The organism is Tropicimonas sp. TH_r6 (assembly GCF_033101155.1).
Lineage (GTDB): Bacteria > Pseudomonadota > Alphaproteobacteria > Rhodobacterales > Rhodobacteraceae > Tropicimonas.
The window spans coordinates 1-26884 of sequence record NZ_JAWMPX010000010.1 but is presented as its reverse complement, the minus strand read 5'-3'; the positions used below and the strand labels follow the sequence as shown (position 1 = coordinate 26884).

The window sequence follows — 26884 nt, the reverse complement described above, 5'->3', positions numbered from 1 at the left end:
CGCAGTCAATTTGCCGCCAGCCGCCCGGAGTAGAGCCCATGCCCAAACGTACCGATATCTCGTCCATCATGATCATCGGAGCGGGACCCATCGTCATCGGGCAGGCCTGCGAATTCGACTATTCCGGCGCCCAGGCCTGCAAGGCGCTGCGCGAGGAAGGGTACCGGGTCATCCTGGTCAACTCGAACCCGGCCACGATCATGACCGATCCGGACATGGCCGACGCCACCTATATCGAGCCCATCACCCCCGAGATCGTCGCCAAGATCATCGAGAAGGAACGCCCGGACGCGCTGCTGCCGACCATGGGCGGGCAGACAGGCCTCAACACCTCGCTGGCGTTGGCCGATATGGGCGTGCTGCACAAATACGGGGTCGAACTGATCGGCGCCAACCGCGCCGCCATCGAGATGGCCGAGGACCGCAAGCTCTTCCGCGAGGCGATGGACCGGATCGGGCTGGAAAACCCGAAAGCCGTCATCGCCAACACGATGGAAGAATGCCTCGACGCGCTGGAGCATGTCGGCCTTCCGGCGATCATCCGTCCCGCCTTCACGCTTGGCGGCACCGGCGGCGGCGTTGCCTATAACCGCGACGATTACGAGTATTACTGCAAGACCGGGCTGGACGCCTCGCCCGTCGACCAGATCCTGATCGACCAGAGCCTGCTGGGCTGGAAAGAATTCGAGATGGAGGTGGTCCGAGACCGCGCGGACAATGCGATCATCGTCTGCGCCATCGAGAACGTGGACCCGATGGGCGTCCATACCGGCGACTCGATCACCGTCGCCCCGGCGCTGACCCTGACCGACAAGGAATACCAGATCATGCGCAACGGCTCGATTGCCGTTCTGCGCGAGATCGGCGTCGAGACCGGCGGCTCCAACGTGCAATGGGCGATCAACCCCGAGGATGGCCGGATGGTCGTCATCGAGATGAACCCGCGCGTCTCCCGCTCCTCGGCGCTGGCCTCCAAGGCCACCGGCTTCCCTATCGCCAAGATCGCCGCCAAGCTCGCCGTAGGCTACACGCTGGACGAGCTGGACAATGACATCACCAAGGTCACGCCCGCGAGCTTCGAGCCGACCATCGACTATGTCGTCACCAAGATCCCGCGTTTCGCCTTCGAGAAATTCCCCGGCTCCAAGCCGGAGCTGACCACGGCGATGAAGTCGGTCGGCGAGGTGATGGCCATCGGCAGGACGATCCACGAGTCGCTGCAAAAGGCGCTGGCGTCGATGGAAACCGGCCTCACCGGTTTCGACGAGGTCGATATCGATGGCCTGCCGGGCTCCGAGAACATGATCCTCGCCGAAAGCGACGAGGAAGTGATCCAGCACATCCTCAAGGGCAAGACCGAGACGGACCAGATGTCCATCGACAAGGCTGTCACCCGCGCGCTGGCGCAGAAGACGCCGGACCGGCTGAGGGTCATCGCCCACGCGATGCGTTTTGGCTTCTCCAACGAGGAAATCCGGGAGATCACGGATTTCGACCCGTGGTTCCTCGCCCGCATCCGCGAGATCATCGGCGCCGAAGCCAAGATCCGCAAGGAAGGCATCCCGCATAACGACAAGGACCTGCGGGCGCTGAAGATGATGGGCTTTTCGGATGCCCGCCTCGCCAAGCTCACGGGGCGCGACGAATCCAATATCCGCCGCGCCCGGCAGAATCTCGGCGTCGTGGCCCAGTTCAAGCGCATCGACACCTGTGCCGCGGAGTTCGAAGCCCAGACGCCTTATATGTATTCGACGTACGAAGCCCCGGCGATGGGCGATGTCGAATGCGAGGCGCGCCCCTCGGACAAGAAGAAGGTCGTTATCCTTGGTGGCGGTCCGAACCGGATCGGCCAGGGGATCGAGTTCGACTATTGCTGCTGTCATGCCTGTTTCGCGCTCACCGAGGCCGGCTACGAGACCATCATGGTCAACTGCAACCCCGAGACCGTCTCCACAGATTACGACACCTCGGACCGCCTCTATTTCGAGCCGCTGACCTTCGAGCACGTGATGGAGATCCTCCGCGTCGAGCAGGAAAACGGCACGTTGCATGGCGTCATCGTCCAGTTTGGTGGCCAGACCCCGCTGAAGCTCGCCAATGATCTCGAAGAGGCGGGTATCCCGATCCTCGGCACCACGCCGGACGCGATCGACCTCGCCGAGGACCGCGAGCGCTTCCAGGCGCTGGTCAACGATCTCGGCCTGACCCAGCCCCGCAACGGCATCGCCTCCACCGACGCAGAAGCCATCCGCATCGCCGACGAGATCGGCTTCCCGCTGGTCATCCGCCCCTCCTACGTGCTGGGCGGGCGCGCGATGGAGATCGTCCGCGATCACCCGCAGCTCGAGCGCTACATCTCCGAGGCGGTCGTTGTTTCCGGCGACAGCCCGGTTCTGCTGGACAGCTATCTCTCCGGCGCCATCGAGATCGATGTCGACGCGCTTTGCGACGGCAAACAGGTCCATGTCGCCGGCATCATGCAGCATATCGAGGAGGCCGGCGTCCATTCCGGCGACTCGGCCTGCTCGCTGCCGCCCTATTCGCTCTCGGCCGAAATGGTCGCGGAGCTGAAGCGCCAGACCAAGGCGCTGGCGCTCGGCCTCAACGTGGTCGGTCTGATGAATGTGCAATTCGCGATCAAGGGCGACACGGTCTATCTCATCGAGGTCAACCCGCGCGCCTCGCGCACGGTGCCCTTCGTCGCCAAGGCCGTCCGCTCGCCCATCGCCTCCATTGCCGCCCGCCTCATGGCTGGCGAAAAGCTCGACGTGTTCGACCTCGTCGATCCGCAGATCGACACTTATGCCGTCAAGGAAGCCGTGCTTCCCTTCGCCCGGTTCCCCGGCGTGGACACGATCCTCGGCCCGGAAATGCGCTCCACCGGCGAGGTCATGGGCTCCGATGCCAGCTTCCCGCGCGCCTTCCTCAAGGCCCAGATCGGCGCAGGTGCAGACTTGCCGACGGAAGGTTGCGTCTTCATGTCGATCAAGCCCGACGACAAGAGCGACCAGCTTCTGGAAACCGGTCGCACCCTTCATGAGCTTGGCTTCGAGATCATCGCCACCCGCGGCACGGCGAAATACCTCGAAGGCGAAGGCATCCCGGCCAAGATCGTCAACAAGGTCTATGAAGGCCGCCCGAATATCGTCGACATCATGAAGGACAAGAAGGTCCACCTGGTGATGAACACGACCGAGGGCGCGCAGGCCGTCGAAGATTCGCGCTCCATGCGGGCCGTGGCGCTGATGGATCGTATTCCCTATTTCACCACGCTCGCCGCCGCCCATGCCGCCGCTTTGGCGATGAAGGCGCGGGAAGAAGGGGAAATCGGGGTGCAGTCGCTTCAGGAAGCCTGATACGGCGCTTGTGGGGCGAGGCCGGATTGGTCCGGACGCCGCGCGTGCAACCGCATGAAAAAGGGGGCGCCTGTCGATGACAGGCGCCCCCGAATTGTCTGGCCATCCGTTTAGTGGACGACGGCATCTTCCGGCGGATGCCGGTTGGTCGAACCGATATGGTCGCCGATGATCAGCCCCTCGGCACCGGCCGTCACCTCGATCACCGAGCCATCCACGAGATCGCCCGCGAGGATCAGCTCCGCAAGCTCGTCCTGGAGCGCCTTCTGGATCACCCGCTTGAGCGGACGTGCCCCGAAGACCGGGTCATAGCCTTCATCGGCGAGCCATTGCTTCGCGGCGTCGTCGAGCGTGAGCGCAATGCCGCGCCGCGCCAACCGGCCGTCGAGCTGGCCGAGCTGGATATCGACGATTCCGTCCATGTCGCCCCGGCTGAGCCGGTCGAAGATGATGATCTCATCCAGCCGGTTGAGGAACTCCGGCCGGAAATGTGCCTTCACGGCATCCATCACGTCGCGCCGCGCGTCCGACGCATCCGCCCCTTCCGGCAGTTGGCTCAGCGACTGCGCCCCGAGATTGGACGTCAGGATGATCAGCGTCTGCTTGAAGTCGACCGTGCGGCCCTGACCATCTGTCAGCTGCCCGTCATCGAGCACCTGCAAGAGCACGTTGAACACGTCCGGATGCGCCTTCTCGACCTCGTCGAACAGCACGACCTGATAGGGCCGACGCCGCACGGCTTCGGTCAGCACACCGCCCTCGTCGTAACCGACATAGCCCGGAGGGGCGCCGATCAACCGAGCCACGGAGTGTTTCTCCATGAATTCCGACATGTCGATGCGGACCATCGCGCTGTCATCGTCGAAGAGGAACTCCGCCAGCGCCTTGGTCAGCTCGGTCTTGCCGACCCCGGTCGGGCCGAGGAACAGGAACGACCCAAGCGGCCGCGTCTCCTCGTTCAGCCCCGCCCGCGCCCGCCGCACGGCGTTGGACACCGCCGACATCGCCTCGCGCTGGCCGATCACCCGGCGTCCGAGCTCGTCTTCCATGCGCAAGAGCTTCTCGCGCTCGCCTTCGAGCATCTTGGTCGTCGGAATCCCGGTCCAGCGCTCGACCACCTCGGCGATCTGCTCCGGCCGGACGGCCTCCTCGACCATGAGGTCGCCCTCGGCCGCTTCCGCGTCGCCAAGCTGCTTCTCAAGCTGCGGGATGATGCCATAGGAAAGCTCGCCGGCCTTGGCGAGATTGCCCTCGCGTTTGGCGATCTCCAACTCGGCCCGCGCTGCGTCAAGCTGTTCCTTGAGCCCGCGTGCGCTTTCCAGCTTGTCCCGCTCGGACTGCCATTGCGCCGTCATCTCGGCCGAGCGCTGCTGAAGATTGCTCAGTTCCTCTTCCAGCTTGTCCAGCCGGCTGACGGACGCCGCATCGTCTTCCTTTTTCAGCGCTTCCGCCTCGATCTGCTTTTGCAGGATCTCGCGGTCCAGTGCGTCCAACGCCTCGGGCTTGCTGTCCACGGCCATGCGCAACCGGCTCGCGGCCTCATCCATCAGGTCGATGGCCTTGTCGGGCAGGAAACGGTCGGTGATGTAGCGATGCGAAAGCGTGGAGGCGGCCACCAGCGCGGAATCGGAGATCCGGACGCCGTGATGCAGCTCGTATTTCTCCTTGATGCCGCGCAGGATCGAGATCGTGTCTTCGACCGTCGGCTCCGCGATCACGACCGGTTGGAAACGACGGGCCAGGGCCGCGTCCTTCTCCACATGCTTGCGGTACTCATCGAGCGTGGTCGCGCCCACGCAATGCAATTCGCCCCGCGCAAGCGCAGGCTTGAGCAGGTTGGACGCATCCATCGCGCCATCGGCCTTGCCGGCGCCCACGAGCGTGTGCATCTCGTCGATGAAGAGGATGATCTCGCCGGCAGCGGAGGTGACTTCCGAGAGCACGGCCTTCAGCCGCTCCTCGAACTCGCCGCGATATTTCGCGCCCGCAATCAGCGCGCCCATGTCGAGCGCCATCAGCTTCTTGTTGCGCAGGCTCTCGGGCACATCGCCATTGACGATGCGCAGCGCCAGCCCTTCGGCGATAGCGGTCTTTCCGACCCCCGGCTCGCCGATCAGGACGGGATTGTTCTTGGTCCGGCGGCTCAGAACCTGCATCGAGCGACGGATCTCCTCGTCGCGGCCGATGATCGGGTCGATCTTGCCCTCGCGGGCGACCTCGGTCAGGTCGCGGGCATATTTCTTGAGCGCGTCATAGCCCTCTTCGGCGCTGGCGCTGTCAGCGGTGCGCCCCTTTCGGACATCGTTGATCGCCGCGTTGAGCCCTTGTGCCGTCACGGCCCCGGCCTCCAGCGCCTCCTTGGCGCCCGAGCGTACGACCGCCAACGCGGTCAGGATCCGTTCCACGGGGACGAAACTGTCACCGGCCTTGCTGGCGATCTTTTCCGCCTCGTCGAGCACGCGGGACAACTTCTGATCGAGATAGACCTGCGCCCCGTCGCCAGACACCTTCGGCTGTTTGGCAAGCGCCGCGTCCAGGGCCTCTGTGACCCGTGCCGGAGCCCCGCCCGCGCGCGAAATCAGGTTGGAGGCCAGCCCTTCCTCGTCATCCAGGAAAGCTTTCAGCAGATGCTCGGGCACCAGCCGCTGGTGCTCCTCGCGCATCGCGATAGTCTGGGCGGCCTGAAGGAAGCCGCGCGAGCGTTCCGTGAACTTTTCCATGTTCATCTGTAAGTCTCCTTGTCAAAGCGCCTGCAGGAAAAAACGCCGCCCGAAATCGGCACGGCGAAGGCGCAGGCCTCTGCTTCGATATGGGGCGCAAGGGCGGGTGGCTCAACCCTCTATGTGTCATTTTTCCCACAGCCCGGCTTGACCCGCCCGGGAGAGGGGCCGATGCTGGCGCCGAAGAGCGTTGAGGAGGCCACCATGTCCCGTTTCGACAGCATTCGGCGCCAGAGCCGTTGGCGCGATATTCTCGAAGGCCAGCCTCAGCATCTCCTGATGACCGCGCTGATGCTCTGCGGTGCGGCCTTCCTGTTGCAGGGAAGCCAAGGGCAGGGACGGTTTCTGGGCCTGAGCGGTGTTGGCTGGGCCTGGCTTTCGATCTGGCTGGCGGTGCTGCACCAGGTCGTCGTTGCACTTGGCTTCCGTCTGCAATTGCATCGCGCTGTGTTCACCCGTGTCTTTGGATCGCGGGATTTCGCGGTCTGGCGCGCGATCTTCCTGCCGCTTTTGATCGCTCGGCCGATCACGGTGCTGATCACGGCCTGCGTGGATGCTGGCAGCCTCGAGACCTGGCGGGTGGCGCAGATCCTGTTGGGTGGAGCGCTCTTGGTGCCGGCGATCTACACGCTGCATTCGGTCGTGACCCATTTCACCGTTATCCGTGCAACCGGCGCCGACCATTTCCGCGAGAGCTATCTCTCCTTGCCAATGGTCCGGAAGGGCGCCTTCCGTTGGTCCGGCAACTCGATGTATTCCTTCGCGTTTCTTGGCCTCTGGGGAATAGCGCTTCTGGCCGGTTCCCGCGATGCGCTGATCGTCGCCTTCTTCCAGCACGCCTATATCTGGGTCCATATGTATACGGTCGAGGCGCCGGATATGCGCTGGCTCTACGGTCCGGAGTCAATGTCTTCGACGCCGTCAGACGAGGAAACGCGCGGTTAGGAATGCGTCGCGATCTGTTGGGTCATTGCCATGAGACATCGGATCGGGCGTTGAACGGCCTGTAGTCAAGCCGCCGGTCAGATGTTGCTGCGCCAGCCGAGGTTTCGGGGGTGGCACAGCACCCGTTCTTGTCCTGCGGACAGCCGTGTTTTCTAGTCGGCCGTTTCCGGAACCGGCGGCGTCGCCGGCGTTCCTCCGCGGTCGCTGCGGACTTTCCCGCGCACGCCCCGGCTGGCGGCGATCTTCTTTTCGCCGGTAAACGCCTCGTGGTTTTTCTCGGTCTGGCCGCGATCGTAGAGGTAATTGACCATCATGCCGCTCGACTGATTCATGCCGTTCTCGGAGATATCCGCACCGGCATGGACGTCATGAATGATCGCCCCGTTGCCGAGATGGAACCGCGCCACCGGATCGCGCGGGAAGCCGTCCGGACGGCGCGCTTCCAGAAGGTAGCGCGCGGCCAGCGCCTCCGCCTCGGCCTCGCTTGCTTCGCCGGCCAGCAGGCGGGCGGCTTTCGCGTCGCCGTCCAGCGTCTTGAGCCAGCGGTTCAGCCCCGGCATCGGCGACAGGGTGACGAAGGTGTTCAACCCCGGCAGTTCCTGGCTCAGTTCGGTGACCACCTGCTTGATCAGGAAGTTGCCGAAGGAGATCCCTTTCAGACCCTTCTGGCAGTTGGAAATCGAGTAGAAGACGGCCGTGTTGGCTTCCTCGGCGGCCAGCGCCTCGCGCTCGTCGGCCAGCAACCCCTGGATAGACCCAGGCACGCCTTTGGTCAGCGCCACTTCGACGAAGATCAGCGGCTCGTCCGGCATGGCCGGGTGGAAGAAGGCAAAGCAGCGGCGATCGGCGGGGTGCAGCCGTCGGCGCAGATCGTCCCAGTCGTGGATCTCATGCACGGCTTCATAGGCGACGACCTTTTCCAGCAACGTCGCGGAGGTGTTCCAGTCGATCTGCTGAATGGTCAGGAAGCCGCGATTGAACCAGCTCCGCAGCAGGTGGACGAGGTCCATATCGGTGCGCTTCAGCTCCGGGTGGTCGCGGAGCATGTCCAGCAGGTCGAGGCGCGCCGCGACCAGCGCGGCGGTCGCCTCAGGCACCTCGTGGAGGCGGCGGAAGAGCTCTTGCCGACGCGGCTCCGCTGCGCGGACGAGGGCGGAGAAATTCTCCGTCGACGGATCTTCGGAATAGGCCTGGGCCAGTCCCGCGACCTTGGCCGCGTCGACATCAAGCTCCTCGTTGAGGAAGGTGAAAAAAGCGAATTTCTCCTCGGTCGTCATCTGTTGATAGCGGCCAAAGATGCTGGCAGCGAGACGAAGCCCTGCGACTTCGCCGGCGCTTGAGAGCAGCGCCCGGCAGAGATCCTCGATGGATCGCCGGTCGCCGCCGAGCGGCCAGCGGCTGAGGCCATAGAGGTTGGAGACCAGATCCCCGAGAAAACTAGTACGTGCCATGAGCCGACTCCGTTGTGTCTGCTTGTCTGTCGGGGAGAGCTTAGCCCGTCACCACGGCAGGTGCAGCCCCCATCCGACGGCGCGTGGGTCAAACAGCCGTGTGCGCGGCCTAGAGAGGCAGCGGGCGCTGTTCCGTGATCGCTTCCATGGCAAAATAGGAAGTCACGGAGTCCAGTTCGACCTTGGAGATCAACCTTTGGTAGACGGCGTCATAGCTGTCCATCGATTCCGTGACAACCTTGAGAAGGTAGTCGTAGTCGCCTCCGATTCGGAAGAAGTCGACCACTTCCGGGATGGTCTGCACATGGCGCCGAAAATCATCGAGCCAGTCTGCGGAATGGTGCCGCGTGCGCAGCATGACGAAGACAACCAGCCCGAGGCCAAGCGCCTTGCGGTCGATCCGCGCGGACGACCCCTGAAGAATTCCGGCACTGTCGAGCGCGCGCAGACGGCGCCAACAGGCATTTTGCGAAATCCCGACCCGTTCGGCGAGGTCACGCTGCGATTGCGAGGCATCGCGTTGGAGCTCTCGCAGGAGTGATCGATCAATCTGATCTATAATTCTGTCCTTCATGGGTCATATAATCTGATTTTTGAGAAAAATATCAACTAAAAGGGAATGAAACCTTCGATTCAAGTGGTCATCTTTCCTGTAAAGGAGACGCCAATGCCGCTTGAGAGTTTCAAGGCCAGCCTGCAGACCGATGACGCGATCGCCGCCCTGCGCGCCGGATTGATCGGAGAGGGCGTGGAGATTCCCGGGCTCGATGGGCCCGTCCGGCTGGTCTATGCCGACTATGTCGCCTCTGGGCGGGCGTTGCGGCAGGTCGAGGATTTCGTGGCCGAGCAGGTGCTGCCCTATTACGCCAATTCCCATACCGAGGCTTCGTGGTGCGGCAGTTACATGACCCGGTTGCGGGCGGAAGCACGAGCAGAGATCGCTCGGCTGACGCGGGCAGGCGAGGACTGCGCGGTGATCTTCGCGGGTTCGGGGGCGACGGCGGGGCTGAACCGGCTGGTGACGCTTCTGGGGGTCGAGAAGGCGGAGACGCCGGTGGTCTTCATCGGCCCGTATGAGCATCACTCCAACATCCTGCCCTGGCGCGAGAGCAGGGCGACAGTGGTCGAGATCCCCGAGGGGGAGGGCGGAGGCCCCGATCTCGCGGCGCTTGAGGCTGCGCTTGAGGAACATGCTGGCGCGGACCTGAAGATCGGGAGCTTTTCGGCGGCCTCGAACGTGACCGGGATCGTGACGGACGATATTGCCGTGACCCGGCTGCTCAAGCGGCACAGCGCGCTGTCGGTCTGGGATTATGCCGGCGGCGGCCCCTATCTGGAGATGGATATGGGGGCGGGCGAGATCGCGAAGGATGCGATCGTTGTTTCGCCGCACAAGTTCCCGGGGGGGCCGGGCGCCTCGGGCGTGTTGGTGCTGCGCAAATCTGCGGTCGCACGGGCACGTCCGAGCTGGCCGGGAGGGGGCACGGTCTCCTTCGTCTCGCCCTGGTCGCACAGCTACACGGAGGACCTCGCGGCTCGGGAAGAGGCCGGGACGCCCAATATCATCGGCGATATCCGTGCGGCCCTGGTCTTTCTCGTCAAGGAGGCCGTCGGTCAGGAGCGCTTGGACCGGCGGGAAGATGAGCTGAATGCGATGGCCAAGGCGGCCTGGCTCGATCACCCGCAATTGACCCTGCTTGGGTGCGAAAAAGCGCGCCGCCTGCCGATCTTCTCCTTCCTTGTGCGCGACGGGGCCGGGCAGCCGGTGCACCAGCAGCTCTTCACCCGGATGCTCTCCGATCTTTACGGCATCCAGACCCGCGGTGGCTGCGCCTGTGCCGGGCCCTATGCGCACCGGTTGCTTGGGATCGATCGGGCGGCCTCGGAACAGCTGCACCGCGAACTGCGAGCCGGGCACGAACTGGAGAAGCCGGGCTGGATCCGGCTCAATTTCACGGCCCTGATGGATGACGTTACGGCGCGCTACATCATCACGTCAGTGTTGGACCTTTTGGCACGGCTGGACGAGGTCGTGCCCCGCTACCAATGCGATCCCTCGACCGCGCGATTCAAGGCGGTTGCCTGAGGGCGCATTGCGCTTCACCACTCACGAAGCAATGACCGGCCCGGAAACGGGCCGGTCGTCTTTTTGGGACTGCGCTTCCGGATCCGACGGCTTGACGATTGACGCGACGGGGTTCAGCTGTTCCAAGGCGCGCGAACCGCCAGAATGCCTTGGACCACAGGAAGACCACGCCATGACTGCCAAACCCCGCATCGTTCTCTCCAGCGACCATTCCGCCATCGAGCTTCGTCAGGCCATCGCCGCCCATGTCGCAACGTTGGGCTGGGAGCCGGTCGATGTCGGGCCGGTGACGCCGGAGAGCACCCATTACCCCGAGCATGGCAAGGCCGCCGCGCAGCGTGTCGCCTCCGGGGATTGCCAACTCGGAATCATCCTCTGCGGAACGGGGCAGGGCATCATGATGGCGGCGAACAAGGTGCCCGGCATCCGCTGCGGTGTCTGCATGGACACGTTTTCCGCCCGCATGATCCGTCAGCACAACGACGCCAACATCCTGTCGATCGGCGCGCGGGTTGTTGGCGAAGGGCTGGCGCTAGACATCGTGGACGCTTTCCTGAACGCCGAGTTCGAAGGCGGCCGGCACGCAACCCGTGTCGGGATGATCGAAGGCTGAACCGCCAGCCCCGGCGCGCCATCGCGGAGCGCCGGGCTTTCGTGCCGATCAGACCTTCACGCGCTCCGATTTCGGATCATAAAGCGGCTTGAGCGAGGCTTCCGCCGCCACCCGCACGCCCGCGACCTCGATCTCGTAGCTTGAGGCCAGAAGCTCCGCCGGTTTCTCGCCGAGGCAGGGGACGTAGCCCATGCCGACAGCGCCGCCCAACGTGTGACCGTAACTGCCCGAGGTCAGGTGCCCGACCACCTCGCCGTCACGCAGGATCGGCTCGGCATGGTAGAGCAGCGGCTCGGGCTCCTTGAGCAGGAACTGCACCATGCGTTTCTCCAGCCCCGCCTCGCGCTTGGCCAGCACCGCGTCACGGCCGATGAAATCGGGCTTGTCACGGGCGACGGCAAAGCCGAGGCCGGCTTCGAGGACATGGTCCTCGCAGGTGATGTCATGGCCGAAATGGCGGAAGCCTTTCTCGATCCGGCAGCTATCCATCATATGCATGCCGCAGAGCTTCACGCCCATCCCGTCGCCCGCCTCAATCAGCGTCTCGAAGACATGCCCGGCCATGTCGGCGGAGGCATAGACCTCCCAGCCAAGCTCGCCGACATAGGTCACCCGGTGGACGCGGGCGAGTCCCATGCCGATCTCGATCTCCTGCGCCGTGCCAAAAGGGTTGGCCGCGTTTGAGAAGTTATTCGGCGAGACGGCCTGCAGCAGCCGTCGCGCATTCGGCCCCATCACCGCCATGACGGCCTCGCCGGCGGTCACATCGGTGATCACCACGCGGTACTCGCCAACATGACGGCGTAGCCACGTTTCGTCCGCCAGCCGGGTCGCGGCGGGGGTGACGACGAGATAGGCAGTCTCGGAGAGACGCGTGATGGTGACATCGGCCTCGATCCCGGCGCGGCTGTTCAGGAGCTGCGTGTAGACGATCTTTCCCACCGGCACCGAGTAATTGCCGCCGCCGACATAGTTGAGGAAGGCCTCCGCCTCCGGTCCCTCGATGCGCAGCTTGCCGAAGGAGGACATGTCGTAGAGCCCGACATTCTCCCGCACGGCGCGGTGCTCGGCGGCGGAATTTTCGAACCAGTTCTGGCGTTTCCACGTGTAGCGGTACTCCCGCTCCTGGCCTTCATTGGCAAACCAGTTTGCCCGTTCCCATCCCGCGAGTTCACCGAAGACAGCGCCGCGAGCTTTGAGGTGTTCATGCAGCGGCGTCCGCCGCACGCCGCGCGCGGTGGCCTTCTGGCGATAGGGAAAATGGTCGGCATAGAGCAGGCCGAGCGTCTCCTTGCTGCGCTCGAAGAGGTAGTGCTTGTTGCCCTGGAAGGGCTGCATGCGAGAGATGTCGACATCGCCGAGATCGAAGGGTTTCTCGCCGGTCTCCATCCAGTCGGCCAGCGCCATGCCCGCACCGCCCGCGGACTGGATACCCACGGAGTTGAACCCGGCGGCGACCCAGACATTGTCCATCTCCGGGCAGAGGCCGAGGTGGTAGGCATCATCGGGCGTGAAGCTCTCGGGACCGTTGAAGAAGGTCTGGATGCCGGCCTCGGCCAGCATCGGCATGCGGTTGATCGCCCATTCGAGGATCGGCTCGAAATGGTCGAAATCATCCGGGAGCTGGTCAAACTCGAACTCCTCGGGGATGCCCTTCATGCCCCATGGCTTTGCGTGCGGCTCGAAGGCGCCAAGCATGATCGCGCCGGCCTCTTCCTTGTAATAGGCACATTCGTCGGGCACGCGCAGGACGGGGAGCTGTTCCAGCCCCTTGATCTTGTCCGAGACGATATAGAAATGTTCGCAGGCATGGAGCGGGACGTTGGTCCCGGCCATGCGCCCGACCTCGTGGCCCCACATGCCGCCGCAATTGACGACATGATCGCAGCTGATCGTGCCGGCGCCTTCAGCGCTTTCCCAGCTCACCCCCGTGATCCGGCGCCCTTCACGCTGCATGCCTGTGACCTTCACATGCTCGCAGACCACGGCGCCGCGATTCTTCGCCCCGCGCATCATCGAGAGCGTGATATTCGATGGATCGCCTTGTCCGTCCTTGGGCAGGTAGACGCCGCCGACCACGCCATCACAGTTCAGATGCTCGTAGCGGGCCTTCACTTCGGAGGGGGAGATCGGTTCGACATCGACGCCGAAGGCGCGGGCCATGGAGGCCTGCCGCAGGATCTCCTCATGGCGCTCCTCGGTCAGCGCAACGGTGATCGAGCCGACCCGGCGGAAACCGGTCGACATGCCCGTTTCGGCCTCCAACTCGCCATAAAGCTCCTGCGAATACTTCGCCAGCCGGGTCATGTTCTGCGTCGCGCGAAGCTGCGCGATCAGGCCGGCGGCGTGCCATGTCGTGCCGGAACAGAACTGCTTGCGGTCCAGCAGCACGACATCGCTCCAGCCGAGCTTCGTCAGGTGATAGGCAACGGAGGCACCGACAACGCCGCCGCCGACGATGACGACGCGGGCGTGGGAGGGGATCGAGGGCATGGGTCTTTGGGTCCTTACGGTCGGGAGAGGGGGCGCAGATCGAAGCGGGCGCGCAGCGCGGCTTCCTGCGTGTCGGTGAATTTATGGCCGTCGCGTCCGAGGATCGCGGCCACACGTGCCTTGGCGTTGTCGATGAGGAGCGGCTTGCCCTTCTCGACCCATTCCTTGGGCGAGGAGCGGTCCGCGATCTCGGGATAAATGTACTCGCTCTGCATCAGGCGCAGCGTCTGGTCATGGCCGAGATAGTGGCCCGGCCCGTCGAGCACGACGGATTTCATCGTCTCGATGGAGACATATTCCTCCAACACCTCGACCCCGCGCACGCAGCGCTGGACCTGGCCGAGCATGTCATTGCCGAGCACCAGGCTTTCGAAGCAAAACCCCATGAGCGAGGCGTGCATGCCGGCAGCTTCGTAGACCATGTTCAGCCCCGCCAGCCCGGCCATGACATTGGAGATCGCCTGTTCCCAGCCAGCCTGCATATCCGGGAGCTTGCTGTCGGCGATACCGGCGGCCGCGCCCCCGGGCAGGCCGTAGAACTGGTGCATCTGGGCGCAGGCGGCGGTCAGCAGCGCCTGCTCGCCGGAACCGCCGGACATCGCGCCGGTGCGCAGGTCCGACACGAAAGGCCAGGTGCCGAACATCGCGGTATGGCCCGGCGCCAGCGCGTTGACATAGACCACCGCGGCGAGGCACTCGGCCACGGCCTGCACAACGGCTGTTGCGATGGGCGCGGGGGCGGTGGCGCCGGCCTGTCCGGCGGAGAGCAACAGCACGGGCATGCCACCGTGGATGCAGGCTTCCATGACCTCGCAGCTTTCCTCGGCGAAGGTCAGCGGCGGGACGACGAAACAGTTGGAATTGGAAACGAAGGGGCGGGCGCGGAACGCGTCTTCGCCGCCTGCGATCTCGTGCAGAAGCTCAAGGCAGGGTCCGACATTGGCGGCCTCGGTGAAAGAGGTGCCGACATGTTTGGTGGTGCCGGCACAGGCGGCGTAGAGCGTGTGCAGGTCCAGTTCCAGGTTGTCCTCGAACTCGCGGCAGACAACGGGGCGCTGAAAGAAATGCAGGTTGTCGAGGCTCTCGACAATGCGGGCCGCGTCGTAGAGATCCTGCATCGAGGGCTCGCGATAATCGCCCGTGTCGACATTGACCATGTGGACGGCAGCGCCCGCCGTGCCGAAATGGGTGTTCGTGCCCTGCAGTGAGATGTCATGTGCGGGGTCGCGCCCGCACAGCGTGATACCGCGCGCGGCAATGGCCAGCATGTCCTCGACCAGGGCGCGGGGGAAGCGGATGCGGCCATCGTCGCCCATGATCGCGCCCGCGCCGGTCAGGATCTCGACGCCGGAGGGCGGGGCGCTGGCAAAGCCGATCTCCTCCAGCGCGGTCAGCGCGGCTTCGTTTATCCGGGCCACGTCCACCTCCGAAAGCGGCCGGTACTGGCCACCGGGCAGGCCGGGGCGGACCGGGCGCTTGTCGACGTCCAGCTTCTGGGAACGGGCCGCTGTCCGGGCGGCACGACCGCCGGAGCGGCGGCGGGATTTGGGGGCATCACTCATTCTGACCTCGTCGCGCAGGAGGTGGGGAACTGTCCGGGCCCGCCGGGGCCCGAACGCGTGTCAGTCCCTTGGGATCAGGCCCGGATGCGGGCGTTTTCTGGATCCCAGAGCGGTTGGTCGGGTTGGACCACGGCCTTGTATCGCTTGCCGAAGATCTCGATCTCCAGCTCCGTGCCCGGCACGGCCAGCTCTGCCTTCACCGTGCCGAAGGCGATGGAGGCGCCGACACGGTAGCCCCAGTCGCCCGAGGTGGTCTCGCCGACGATGGCGTCGTCCGACCAGATGGTCGACATATAAGGTGCATCGGCTTCGCCGGCTTCGACGATCATCTGTACGAAACGCTTGGCCACGCCGCGCTGTCGCTCTGTCAAAAGCGCCGTTTTGCCGGGGAAGTCCTGCGTCTTGTCGAACTTGACGAAACGATCCAGCCCGCCTTCGAGCAGGGTGTAATCGGTGGACAGGTCACCCTTCCAGGACCGGTAGCCCTTCTCGATCCGCAACGAATTGAGCGCGAACATGCCGAAGGGCTTGGCGCCGCATGCCAGAACAGCGTCATAGATCGCTGGCATGTCCTCGAAGGAGGCATGGACCTCCCAGCCCAGCTCGCCCGCAAAGGAGACGCGGACAAGCATCGCGGGTTTGCCCGCAACGGTGGCCTGCTGATGGGTTAGCCAGCCACGCGCCAGATCGCCATCCGAGATCTCCGCGAAGAGAACGCGGGACTTCGGACCGGTGACAATCAGTGTCGACAACTCCCGGGTTCGGTCGACAAGGGCCAACCCTTCGGGCAGCGCGTTTTTCAGCACTTCGAAATCGTGCCATTGCGCGGCGGCGGCGGTGATAAGGGTGAACTCCTCCTCGCCGTGGCGCAGAATCGACATCTCTGTCAGGATGCGGCCGCGCGCATCGGCGAAATAGGCCAGCGTCATGCGGCCGATCTTGCAGAGCGACCCCGCGATCCGTCCGCGCAACCATTCCGCGGCACCGTCCCCGGAGAGGGAGAAACGCGAAAAGCCCGGCAGGTCGAGCACGCCAACGCCATCGCGCACCGCCTCGCATTCTTCCCTGACCCGGAGCGTCCAGGGGCCGGTGCGGTCCCATGTGTGGGTTGCCGCCTCGGAGGTGTCGTCGCCCTCCTGCGCGAACCAATTGGCCCGTTCCCAGCCGTTGAAGGCGTCCATCTGCCCGCCGAGTTCGACGACCTTGGCATGGACCGGCGACAGCTTTCGGTTCCGCGCCGCCGGCCAGACATGATGCGGGAAATGCATCGCGTATTCATTGCCATAGATCTCCATGGCCTTGTCGATGCAATACTGCTGATCCGTGTAGTCGGTGTAGCGCCGCGGGTCGCAGGACCACATGTCCCACTCGGTCATGCCCTCGATGATCCACTCGGCCGCCACCTTGCCGGCACCGCCGCCCTGCGCGATGCCGAAGGTGAAGCTGTGCGCCTCGAAAGCGTTCGGAACGCCCGGCATCGGGCCGATCATCGGGTTGCCATCTGGGGCATAGGGGATTGGCCCGTTGATATTGCGCTGCACGCCCTGGCTGCCAAGGATCGGCACGCGGGCCATCGCGTCCTCGATATGCCACTCGATGCGGTCGAAATCGTCCGGGTAGAGCTGGAAGGAGAAATCCTCCGGCATCGGGTCGTCCGGCGTGATCCAATGCGCCTTGCAGGTGTTCTCATAGGGACCGAGATTGAGGCTGAACGTGTCCTGGCGCAGGTAATAGGAACTGTCCACGTCGCGCAGAAGCGGCAGTTTGCCATTCTCCTGCGTCCAGGCCCTCAGCTCGGGGATCTCCTCGGTGAGGAAATACTGGTGCGCCATGACGGCAGCCGGGGTCTGGCGCCCGCCAAAGGGGATGAACCACTCGGAGACCTTCTGGGCGTAGTAACCGGCGGCGTTCACGACGATCTCGCAGCGGATATCACCCTTTTCGGTGTGTACGATCCACTCACCATTCTCGCGGCTGACACCCTTGGCCGGGCAGAAACGCTCGATATGGGCGCCGAGATCCCGCGCGCCCTTGGCCATCGCCTGGGTGAGCTGCGAGGGGTCGATATCGCCATCGACAGGATCCCAGAGGCCGCCGGCGAGGTCATGGGTCTCCATGAAGGGATGATACTGCTGAAGCTCCTCGGGGGAGCAGATCTTCATGTCGATCCCCTGGTAGCGGCCCATGCCGGCGACCTTCTCGAACTCCTGCATCCGCGCGTCGGAATGGGCGAGACGCACGGAGCCGGTGACGTTGTAGTTGATCGGGTACTCCACGTCCTCGGCCAGCGTGGTATACATCTCCAGCCCATAGCGCTGCATGTTCATGACCGACCAGGAGGCGGAGAAGCTCGGACAGTTGCCGGCGGCATGCCAGGTCGAACCGGCGGTCAGCTCGTTCTTCTCCAGCAGGACGCAATCGGTCCAGCCGGCCTTGGCAAGGTGATAGAGCGTCGAAACGCCGACGACGCCGCCGCCGATGATGACGACTCGTGCTGTGGAAGGAAGGGACATGCGCGGTTCCTCAGTAGACGGGCGGAGAAATCACCCAGATTGCAATGGCGGGGGCTTCGTAGGGATTGGCCCAGCGATAGGTCTGTTCACGAATGCGAAAGCTGTCGCCGGCGGCGACGGTGAAGGGTTCTTCGTTCAGCCAGATGTCGAGCTTTCCCGAAACGAGATAGGCGACCTCCTGCGTCGGCCGGGCGATCGGGCGCGGGCGCGACGAGCCCGGCTGAAAGGTCGAATGGATGACCTCGAAACTGTCGGTGAGGTCGGGAGAGATCAGCGTTTCGATCAGTCCCTTGTCCTGCTCGCCCATAACCCGTCGGACCGAGGCGCGCACGATCCGCCCCTTCTCGTTCTCCGGCGCAGAGGCATTGCCAAAAAGCAGCGAGAGGGGGACGTCGAAGATATCGGCGATCTCGCGCAGGTCCGACAGGCGCGGCGTGGAGATGTCGCGCTCGACCTGGCTCAGCCAGCCGACAGAGCGGTCCAGACGTGTCGCCAGCTCCTCCAGCGTCATCTTGCGAGACGTTCGGAGGGCACGGAGGTCTCGGCCGAGTGTGTTCGAGCGTGTCATGGTCTGGGGTGGATCTCGTGAAATAATGAGGTCAGATTTCACGAAAGATCGTGAAATTGTCAAAAGAAATTTCACGATCGCCGCCCTGAACCCGCAGTTTTTCTTGCGGACGCCCACGTGCCCGGCGCCGAACTCGGCACCGGCGTGGCGATACCACTGTGCGTCCGGGCAGTTCTGAAACGATGGGACGCGAACCGAAGAGGTCAGCCGATCAGGGTGATTCCGATCAGGATGAAACAGCCGATGAAGAGCGTCTCCGCGATAATCTGGGCGATGGCAGCAGGGCCGACGCCGAGTACTTCCTTGAGATGTGTTTTCATTCCCACTGCGGCGATGGCGGTGAGCAGCAGCCAGCGGGAGCATTGCGACAGGAAGCTGGCCGCACTTTCAGGGATCAGGTGAAAGGAGTTGATCGTCGCGAGCACGAGGAAGCCGATGACGAACCCCGGGAGCAGCGGAGGGCGCTTGCCGTCGACAGGGGCTTCGGCGAAGGCGCGGATCAGCAGCGAGGCGGTGAGTACGACCGGGGCAAGCATGGAAACGCGGATCAGCTTGACGAGCGTGGCGGTGTCGCCGGTGGTCTCGGAGATGGAGAAACCCGCACCGACAACCTGCGCCACGTCATGGATCGTGCCGCCGAGGAAGACCCCGCCCTGCTGCTCGTCGAGGCCGAGCGTGTTCACAAGGATCGGGTAAAGGACCATGGCGATTGTGGAGAGCACTGTTACGCCGAGCACGGTGAAGATGAGCCGTTCCTCGGAGCGGTCGTCCTTGGGCAGGATGGCCGAGATGGCCATGGCCGCGGAGGCACCGCAAATGGCGACGGAGCCGGCCGTCAGCAGAGAGAAGCGCCATTTGTGGCCAAAGACCCGTCCGGCGGCGAGGCCGAAGAGAATGGTTCCGATCACACCGGCGATGACGAGGCCGATGAGCTGCGGGCCGAGATCGGCCATGAGATCGACCGAGATGCGGACGCCAAGCAACGCCACGCCGAGGCGCAGGAGCGATTTCGCCGAGAAGGCGATGCCGGGAGCGTTGACGCCCTCCTCGCCGAGGAAATTGACTGCGATGCCAAGGAGCAAGGCGAGCAGCATGGCCGGGGTGGCGTAATGCTCGGCGAGGAACTGTGCGGTGATGGCGACAAGGACCGAGACAGTGATACCAGGCGCGAGGTGGTGGACCTGCTCCTGAATCTTGCCGAAGCGGGATATCGTGGCGTCTGACATCGGTCTTTCTCTAACAGTCGCAGGTTTTCGGGCCGTTGGGCCAAAAGTGGTAGCAGGGGGCAGCCGGGCCCGGAACCACAGCCTGAACAAGCCATGCCAGCAGCGGACCGTCCCAGCGGCAATGCGCCCTCGTGGGACATTTCTGCACCGGGCCTCGGTTCGGCGCTGGCACGGCTTCCCTTGGTGACTCTTGCAAGAGCCTCCAAGGAAAACCGTGGCGGCAACGCTGGCCTCAGGCCCCGGCTTGCGGTGTCATATCCGCCGGATCGATGCCGGCAACTTCCACCGGCTTCTTCATCGCGTCACGCCGGAATGGGTCGCCGAGCTCCTGGTTGATCATCGCTTCGATCAGCGTGGACTTGCCCTCGGCCTGATCCTTGAGCGCTTGCGCCAACGCGGCGGTCAGCTCTTCCATCGTGCGCGCCTGCACCCCTTGAAGCCCGCAGGCCTGGGCGATTCCGGCATAGGAGACGCCGTCATTCAGTTCGGTTCCCACAAAGTTGTCGTCATACCAGAGGGTCGAATTCCGCTTTTCGGCCCCCCACTGGTAATTGCGGAAGACGATCTGGGTGATGGCGGGCCATTCCTCGCGGCCGATGGCGGTCAGTTCCGTCACCGCGATGCCGAAGGCGCCATCGCCCGAGAAACCCACGACCGGCGTGTCCGGACAGGCGATCTTGGCACCGATAACGGAGGGCAGGCCGTAGCCGCAGGGGCCGAAGAGCCCGGGAGCAAGATATTTCCGCCCTTCCTCGAAGCTCGGGTAGGCGTTGCCGATGGCGCAGTTATTGCCGATATCGGAGGAGATGATCGCCTCCTTGGGCAGCGCCGACTGGATCGCCCGCCAGGCCATGCGCGGGCTCATCCATTCGGGCTTCGCGGCGCGGGCGCGCTCGTTCCAGGTCGTGCCGGGATCGTCCTCCTCGTGATCCATCGAGGAGAGCTGCTGTGCCCAGGTCGACTTGGTTGTGGCGATGAGGTTCTTGCGATCCTCGCGCCCCTCGTCGCCCGCCGTGTCGGAGAGTTTTTCGAGGATCGCGGTGGCAACCTTCTTCGAATCCCCCACGATGCCGACCGTCACCGGCTTGGTCAGCCCGATCCGGTCGGGATTGATGTCGACCTGGATGATTTTCGCCTGCGTCGGCCAGTAATCGACGCCATAGCCCGGCAGGGTCGAGAACGGGTTGAGCCGGGTGCCGAGGGCGAGGACGACATCGGCCTTCGCGATCAACTCCATGCCGGCCTTGTTGCCGTTATAGCCGAGCGGGCCGGCGAAGAGCGGGTGCGAGCCGGGGAAGGCATCATTGTGCTGGTAGCCGCAGCAGACCGGGGCGGTGAGCCGCTCGGCCAGTTCGATGGAGGCCGGGATGGCGCCGCCGAGAACGACGCCGGCGCCGTTGAGGATCACCGGGAATTTCGCGCCCGAGAGCAGCGCGGCGGCTTCCGAAATCGCGGCCTCGCCGCCCGTCGGGCGTTCGAATTCGACAATCGGCGGCAGGGTGATATCGACCACATGGGTAAAGAAATCGCGCGGGACGTTGATTTGCGCCGGCGCCGAGGCGCGCTTGGCGTTGAGGATCACGCGGTTGAGGACTTCGGCCATGCGGGACGGGTCGCGAACCTCTTCCTGATAGGCGACCATGTCCTTGAACAGCGCCATCTGCTCGACTTCCTGGAAGCCGCCCTGGCCCAGCGTCTTGTTGGCGGCCTGCGGCGTGACCAGCAACAGCGGGGTGTGGTTCCAGTAGGCCGTTTTCACGGCGGTGACGAAATTGGTGATGCCGGGGCCGTTCTGGGCGATCATCATCGACATCTTGCCGGAAGCGCGGGTGTAGCCATCGGCCATCATTCCGCCGGAGCCTTCATGGGCGCAGTCCCAGAAGGAGATGCCAGCCTTGGGGAAGAGATCGGAAATCGGCATGAAAGCCGAGCCGATAATGCCGAACGCATGTTCGATCCCATGCATCTGGAGGGTTTTGACGAAAGCCTCCTCGGTCGTCATCTTCATCGGCGGAACTCCTGCAACCATTGGCCCCGGGACCGGGGCATTTCACCCGAACTTGTAGCGACGAAGCGCCCGGGGAAGATAGGGCCAGATGTGTCGCGACGATAGGTCCAGAAGGCCGGTCGGGTCTGGGGCTAGCGGTCGCTCCGAGCTGTCCAGATGAGGTAGCCGGGCAGGATTGTCACGATCTCGAGTTCGTCGAGATAGGGAGATATCCGTTCGAGGTCTCGTGCGTTGCACAGACCGCGGATCGGACCGGCGCTGGCGGCGTCTGCGAGATCGTTTTGAACTGACCGCAGGTCGCCGTTGAGCCGGTGGAACGGTCGTCCATTGGCGGCAAGATGGGAGGCCAGGGCCGGAATGATCCGGTCTGGACCGCCGAACAAGCACAGGACCAGCGATTCCCGGGGGCGCAGTTGGGTGCCGAGGCGCGTCAGGGCCACGGTCTGCTGCCGGTTGTTCTCACTTGTCGCGATGTCGAGATCCGCCTCGGTCTTCACCGGCCCGCCCACGGCAAGGGCAAACACGGCGACGGCGGCAAGGCCGGGCCAGCCACGCGGGGCGAAGGAGACGATCAGGCAGGAAAGCGCCACCGCCAGCAGGGGCAGAAAGAACAGGCTGTAGCGCGGTGTGACATGGCCTCCAGCCAACAGAAGCGCCAGCGCATAGAGACCGAGCAGGGCAGGGAGGGGACGCAGCTCAGGCCGGTCGAGTCGCCAGGGCAGCCAGATCAGCGCGGCGATCCCGGCCAGTCGGAGAATGGGTTCCTGTCCGATCAGCAATTCGCGCAGGTCATGCGCGGAGCGGATCTCGTTGACCTTGTCGGTCGGGGTGAACCGTTGGAGCATCTGCTTGCCGATCAGCTCCTGCACGGCGTCGGCGCTGTAGGCGAGGCTCTCGAAGAGCGGCCAGGCCAATGTGCCAAGCAGGGCGATCCAGAGGGCACGGCGGAAATGTCGGTTGGCGCGGATCTGCCGGACATGCAGCCGGTCGGTGCGGCGGTCGAGCGGCAGGAAGGCGAGAAAAAGCCCGACGAGGATGAGCCCGACCGGGGCTTTTTGCAGCGCCCCGAGCGCGATGGCCACGGCCGCCACGTACCACCAGCGCGGGCGTTCCAGCGCGAGCAAGGTGGCGGCGAGGGCGAGGGTGGAGAAAAAGACCGCGCCGCTGTCGAGCATGGCCGAGAGGGCGTGTTCCCAATACATGCCGGAGCTGGCGAAGAGCAGCACCGCGCCGGGCGCGGCCCAGACGTTCCAGGGCATGACGGCGACGGCCAGAAGCGCGACCGCGAGAAGGCAGCCCAGCGAGAAGACCAATGAGGGGAGGCGCAACGCGACAAGCTCGTCCAGCCCGGTTTCCAGCAGCCCGGCGGTGATCCAGTATTGCAGCGGCGGCTTGCGGAAGCTCTCCTCCTGCATCGAGTGGACCACGAGCCAGTCGTCATGGGTCGCGAACGCGGAGGAGCGGTCCAGCGTGTGGAACTCGTCGTAGAAATGGTAGCCGCCGACGGGCAGGAGTTGCACTTGCGCGCTCCAGACAAGCGCGATCGAGAGGGCGGTGATCGTCCAGGGAAGCCAGCGCCACGCGACAGCGCCATTCTCAACCGAGTTGCCAGCGTGCTGGGCTATACTCATGACTTGTCTCTACACTCTGATCGGAACCGTGGCGGTGCCACGTAATGACCCGAGTATCACAGCCTTTCGCGTCGTCAATCGTGGTATGGTAGCCTCGGCGACGAATTGCCGGCCTGCGCATTCGAGCGTCAGCGTCCGGTGCGAATCGCCTCCGAAAGCAGCCGAATTCCCTTGGGGATTCGCTCCGAGGCGATAGAGGAATAGGCGAGCCGGAAGTGGCGGCAGTCGTCCTGGGCACCAAAGAAAGCGCCCCCCGGCTCGATCAGCACGCCCTGTTCGCGCAGGCTCAACGCCAGCCGGTTCGTGTTGATCCCGTGCGGTGCTTTCATCCAATAGGACGAGCCGCCGAAGGTCTCTCCGCCAGCATGAGGCACCTCGTTTTCCCGCAAGGCCTGTTCCATGATCGCCCGCCGCTTGGCGAAGGCCCGGCCCGTGCGGGCGATCTGCGCGTCGTAATGGCCGAGCGAGAGGAAATAAGCGACCGTGCGCTGGATATGGCCGGGCGGGTGGCGCAACACCAGTGCGCGCAAGGCACGGGCCTCGGTGATGAAGGGCTCGGGCGCGACGAGATAGCCGAGGCGCAGTCCCGGGAAGAGCGACTTGGAGAAGGAGCCGGTGTAGATGACCGAACCACTCCGGTCGAGTGACTTGAGCGCCGGGGACGGGGAGCGGCCAAAGGCGATCTCGAACTCGTAGTCATCCTCGACGATCAGGAAACCTTCGGCGGAGGCACGTTCCAGTAGCTTCCGTCGCCGCTCGAGCGGCAGGGTGACATTGGTCGGGCAATGGTGGCTCGGGGTGGTGAAGACCACGTCGACGCCGTCGGGCAGTGTGTCGGGCGGCAGCCCCTCTGCATCGACATCAATGGCGACGGTGTTGCAGCGGGTCTGGGTCAGGATCTCGCGCAGGCCGGGATAGCAGGGGGTCTCATGTGCGGCGGTGCGGCGCTGGGTGAGCAGGATCTGCGCCGTGATCCAGAGGGCGTTCTGCGAACCCATGGTGAGCAGGATCTCGGAGGGTTTCGCGGCAATTCCCCGCCGAGGGAGGATGTGCCGGAGGATGTATTCGACAAGCTGCGGGTCGTCGCGCTCATAGTAATCCGATGTGAGCGCTGCGAAATCCTTCTGGCCGAGGGCCTGGAGCGCGCAGAGTCGCCAGTTCTGGTGGTCGAAAAGACGCGGATCGGCCTGTCCGTAGATGAAGGGGTAGCGATAGTTGCGCCAATCTGGCGGGCGGATGAGCGGTGCATAGCCGGAGAACCGCCGGCCAAGGGCGCGGGACCAGTCGACCTGTCCGGTCTGTGGCGACGGGGTAGTGATGAAATCCGGTGGGCGCGGGGCGTTCTCGGAGATGAAGAAACCCGAACGCCCGCGCGAGACGAGGTACTCATTCGCCACGAGTTCGGTAAAGGCGATGGTGACCGTGATGCGGGCGATGCCGAGATGTTCAGCCAGACGGCGCGTGGAGGGCATCTTCTCGCCGGGCCGAAACCGGCCAGCCAGAACCGCTTCGGCGACGCATTGTTGGATCTGCTTTTGCAGCGAGCGCTCGCTGTTGGGATCGAGGAGAAAGGCTGCGGCCGGAATCGCCATGGTGTTTTGAAGCTCTGTCGGGTGCTGTGAGACTAGCGGGTGTCGGCCCGGAGGGCCACCTGTCGAACAATGACAGAGAAAGGGACCGTCGCGTGCAGGGCGCGATTGGAACCCGGTTTGAACCGGGCGTCGATTGGCACGGCCTCAAGATCGGACGCTGCCATGCCCGAGCCTCGCCGTTGCAGCGTGCTGGCGTTCTGCCAACCGCGCGGCGCTGTCCGCAAATGACCACGGTCGCAATCGAATGCCGCGAGCGACACAAGGTTGAAATCAACCTTGTCACGTCCCGGAGGCAGGAAAACCGGCCAGGGATGGCCCCCGTGACCCAAAGTCGAAACCCAACGCCACCGCGTCCGCGCCGCAGGCGCGGCCACCCCCAACCGTTTTCCAAGCATCTCCGATGCGCGGGAAACCGGCGGGAGCGCCCGATTGCCTGCTAGCCAAAGACCTTGGACAAGGCATTGTCGATCGCATCCGTGATCCGGTCGATATCCTCCGGCGTGGCGATCAGCGCGGGCGACAGGCAGAGCGTGTTGTTCAGCCCCGTCAGCGAGCGGTTGGTCACGCCGATGATAACGCCCTGCGCACCGCAGTCGGCAACAACGGCCTGTGCGAGTTTCTCGTCCACAGGTTCCTTCGTCTCCCGGTCCACGACCAGTTCGGCGCCGCAGAAAAGACCCTTGCCACGCACATCGCCGATCACGGCATGTTTCTCCATCAGTGTGTGCAGATTGCCCATCAGCCGCTCGCCCATCGCGGTGGTGTTCTCGAGCAGCCCCTCCTCCTCGATGATCCGCATGTTCTCCAGCGCCGCCGAAGGCCCTGCCGTGCAACCGCCAAAGGTCGAGATATCGCGGAAATAGTTCATCGGATCGGCCGCGTCGTCCTTGAACATCTCGAAGACTTCCTCCGTCGTCACCATGCAGGCAATCGCCGCGTAGCCGGAGGCAACGCCTTTCGCCATGGTCACGAAATCGGGCTTGATGCCGTAATGCTGGTAACCGAACCATTTGCCCGTCCGGCCGACCCCGCAGACAACCTCGTCAATATGCAGCAGGATGTCGTATTTCGTGCAGATCTCCTGCACCCGCTCCCAGTAGCCCTCCGGCGGTGTGATCACGCCGCCACCCGCCGTCACCGGCTCCAGGCAGAGCGCGCCCACCGTCTCTGGTCCCTCGCGCAGAATTACTTCCTCGATCGCATCCGCGGCCCGCTTGCCATACTCCTCAACGTCCCACTGGGCGCGATATTCGCAACAATGCGGCACCTCGACGAAACCCGGCGTATAGGGCCCGTATTGTGCATTCCGCTCCGGCTGCCCGCCGGCGGAGATCGTGGTGATGGTCGAGCCATGATAGTCGCGCTCGCGGAACAGGATCTTGTGCTTCTTTCCGCCATAGCGCTTGTGGGCGATCTGCCGGACCATCTTGAAGACCTTCTCATTGGCCTCTGAACCCGAATTCACGTAATAGACCCGGCTCATCCCCGGCATCTTCGAGATCAGTTTCTCGGCGAAGAGCGAGCCCGGGATGGAGCCTGCGGACTGCGCGAAATAGTTCAGCTTCACGAGCTGGTCGCGCACTGCGTCGGCAATGCTCTCGCGGCCATAGCCGACATTCACCGTCCAGACACCGCCCGACACCGCGTCGAGATATTCCTTGCCGGCAGCATCCCAGACCTTGATGCCCTTGCCCTCGACGATAATGCGCGGGTCGTTCTCCTCCAGCGGCTTGTGCTGCAGCAGGTGGTGCCAGATATGGGCACGGTCGGCTTCGATGACCCGGGAGAGATCGTTGCTGGGCAGGTCGAGCGTCATGGGAGGGATCCTCGGCAAAGGGGTGGAATGGAAAAAGACGCCGGACAGATGGCGGCGCATTTCTCCTCAAACTGCACGGAAAACAGACCTGTTATAGGTCCAGAATCGCATTTGGAATAGATCCAGTAGAGGAGACCTGTTGCCACACCCCTGCTCTTGGTTACGGTTTTGTCCGTGCAGAGAGGCCTTTCGGGCCTGCCAGACGGAAACATCCGCATGTCTGCACCGCAACAGGAGAGAGAAACGCATGACACTGAAAACTGGAATTCTTGGCGCGACCGCTGGTCTCGCCCTTCTCGCAGGC

16 protein-coding genes are annotated in these 26884 nt (G+C 64.1%); 4 read left to right on the top strand and 12 right to left on the bottom strand.

The annotated features are described in order from the left end of the window. Positions 1-38: 38 nt before the first annotated feature. Positions 39-3356, top strand: coding sequence for a carbamoyl-phosphate synthase large subunit (gene carB, locus R3X27_RS11500; protein ID WP_317709006.1), 3318 nt, complete (start codon positions 39-41; stop codon positions 3354-3356). A 110-nt stretch (positions 3357-3466) separates the two neighbouring features. Here carB and clpB read toward each other — a convergent pair whose 3' ends face one another. Beyond that, positions 3467-6082 carry an ATP-dependent chaperone ClpB gene (clpB, locus tag R3X27_RS11495; protein ID WP_317709005.1) on the bottom strand — a complete coding sequence of 872 codons (2616 nt, stop codon included), beginning with the start codon at positions 6080-6082 and terminating at the stop codon, positions 3467-3469. A 165-nt stretch (positions 6083-6247) separates the two neighbouring features. Between clpB and R3X27_RS11490 the strand changes: the two genes are divergently transcribed. Beyond that, on the top strand, positions 6248-7021 hold the full coding sequence (locus tag R3X27_RS11490) for a methyltransferase (RefSeq protein WP_317709004.1): 774 nt from the start codon (positions 6248-6250) through the stop codon (positions 7019-7021). 152 nt (positions 7022-7173) lie between these two features. Here the strand turns inward: R3X27_RS11490 and R3X27_RS11485 are convergent, their stop codons facing one another. After that, complete coding sequence (locus tag R3X27_RS11485) at positions 7174-8472, bottom strand: malonyl-CoA decarboxylase domain-containing protein (RefSeq protein WP_317709003.1); 1299 nt, start codon at positions 8470-8472, stop codon at positions 7174-7176. A 109-nt stretch (positions 8473-8581) separates the two neighbouring features. Continuing rightward, positions 8582-9046 (bottom strand): Lrp/AsnC family transcriptional regulator, encoded by a 465-nt coding sequence (locus R3X27_RS11480; RefSeq protein ID WP_317709002.1) that lies wholly within the window; start codon positions 9044-9046, stop codon positions 8582-8584. Positions 9047-9139: 93 nt separating this feature from the next. On the opposite strand from R3X27_RS11480, the gene R3X27_RS11475 reads away from it, so the two are divergent. Then, positions 9140-10558 carry an aminotransferase class V-fold PLP-dependent enzyme gene (locus tag R3X27_RS11475; protein WP_317709001.1) on the top strand — a complete coding sequence of 473 codons (1419 nt, stop codon included), beginning with the start codon at positions 9140-9142 and terminating at the stop codon, positions 10556-10558. A 172-nt stretch (positions 10559-10730) separates the two neighbouring features. Next, positions 10731-11171: a ribose 5-phosphate isomerase B gene (rpiB, locus tag R3X27_RS11470; protein WP_317709000.1), complete on the top strand. Its 441-nt coding sequence runs from the start codon at positions 10731-10733 to the stop codon at positions 11169-11171. Positions 11172-11219: 48 nt separating this feature from the next. Here rpiB and R3X27_RS11465 read toward each other — a convergent pair whose 3' ends face one another. The 9 genes from R3X27_RS11465 to R3X27_RS11425 all read right to left on the bottom strand — a co-directional run bounded on the left by R3X27_RS11465 (position 11220) and on the right by R3X27_RS11425 (position 26580). Beyond that, positions 11220-13664: an FAD-dependent oxidoreductase gene (locus R3X27_RS11465; RefSeq protein WP_317708999.1), complete on the bottom strand. Its 2445-nt coding sequence runs from the start codon at positions 13662-13664 to the stop codon at positions 11220-11222. Between the two features lie 14 nt (positions 13665-13678). Continuing rightward, positions 13679-15226 (bottom strand): trimethylamine methyltransferase family protein, encoded by a 1548-nt coding sequence (locus tag R3X27_RS11460; protein WP_317708998.1) that lies wholly within the window; start codon positions 15224-15226, stop codon positions 13679-13681. Positions 15227-15300: 74 nt separating this feature from the next. Continuing rightward, positions 15301-17739 (bottom strand): FAD-dependent oxidoreductase, encoded by a 2439-nt coding sequence (locus tag R3X27_RS11455; protein ID WP_317708997.1) that lies wholly within the window; start codon positions 17737-17739, stop codon positions 15301-15303. 10 nt (positions 17740-17749) lie between these two features. Beyond that, positions 17750-18307 (bottom strand): XRE family transcriptional regulator, encoded by a 558-nt coding sequence (locus R3X27_RS11450; RefSeq protein ID WP_317708996.1) that lies wholly within the window; start codon positions 18305-18307, stop codon positions 17750-17752. 203 nt (positions 18308-18510) lie between these two features. Continuing rightward, a complete protein-coding gene (locus tag R3X27_RS11445) occupies positions 18511-19533 on the bottom strand; it encodes a YeiH family protein (protein WP_317708995.1) in 1023 nt (340 codons plus the stop codon). 232 nt (positions 19534-19765) lie between these two features. Then, on the bottom strand, positions 19766-21541 hold the full coding sequence (gene xsc, locus R3X27_RS11440; protein ID WP_317708994.1) for a sulfoacetaldehyde acetyltransferase: 1776 nt from the start codon (positions 21539-21541) through the stop codon (positions 19766-19768). A gap of 131 nt (positions 21542-21672) precedes the next feature. Next, positions 21673-23172 (bottom strand): ArnT family glycosyltransferase, encoded by a 1500-nt coding sequence (locus tag R3X27_RS11435; protein WP_317708993.1) that lies wholly within the window; start codon positions 23170-23172, stop codon positions 21673-21675. A gap of 128 nt (positions 23173-23300) precedes the next feature. Then, on the bottom strand, positions 23301-24764 hold the full coding sequence (locus R3X27_RS11430; protein ID WP_317708992.1) for a PLP-dependent aminotransferase family protein: 1464 nt from the start codon (positions 24762-24764) through the stop codon (positions 23301-23303). Positions 24765-25200: 436 nt separating this feature from the next. Then, positions 25201-26580 (bottom strand): aspartate aminotransferase family protein, encoded by a 1380-nt coding sequence (locus R3X27_RS11425; RefSeq protein WP_317708991.1) that lies wholly within the window; start codon positions 26578-26580, stop codon positions 25201-25203. Positions 26581-26884 lie beyond the last annotated feature (304 nt).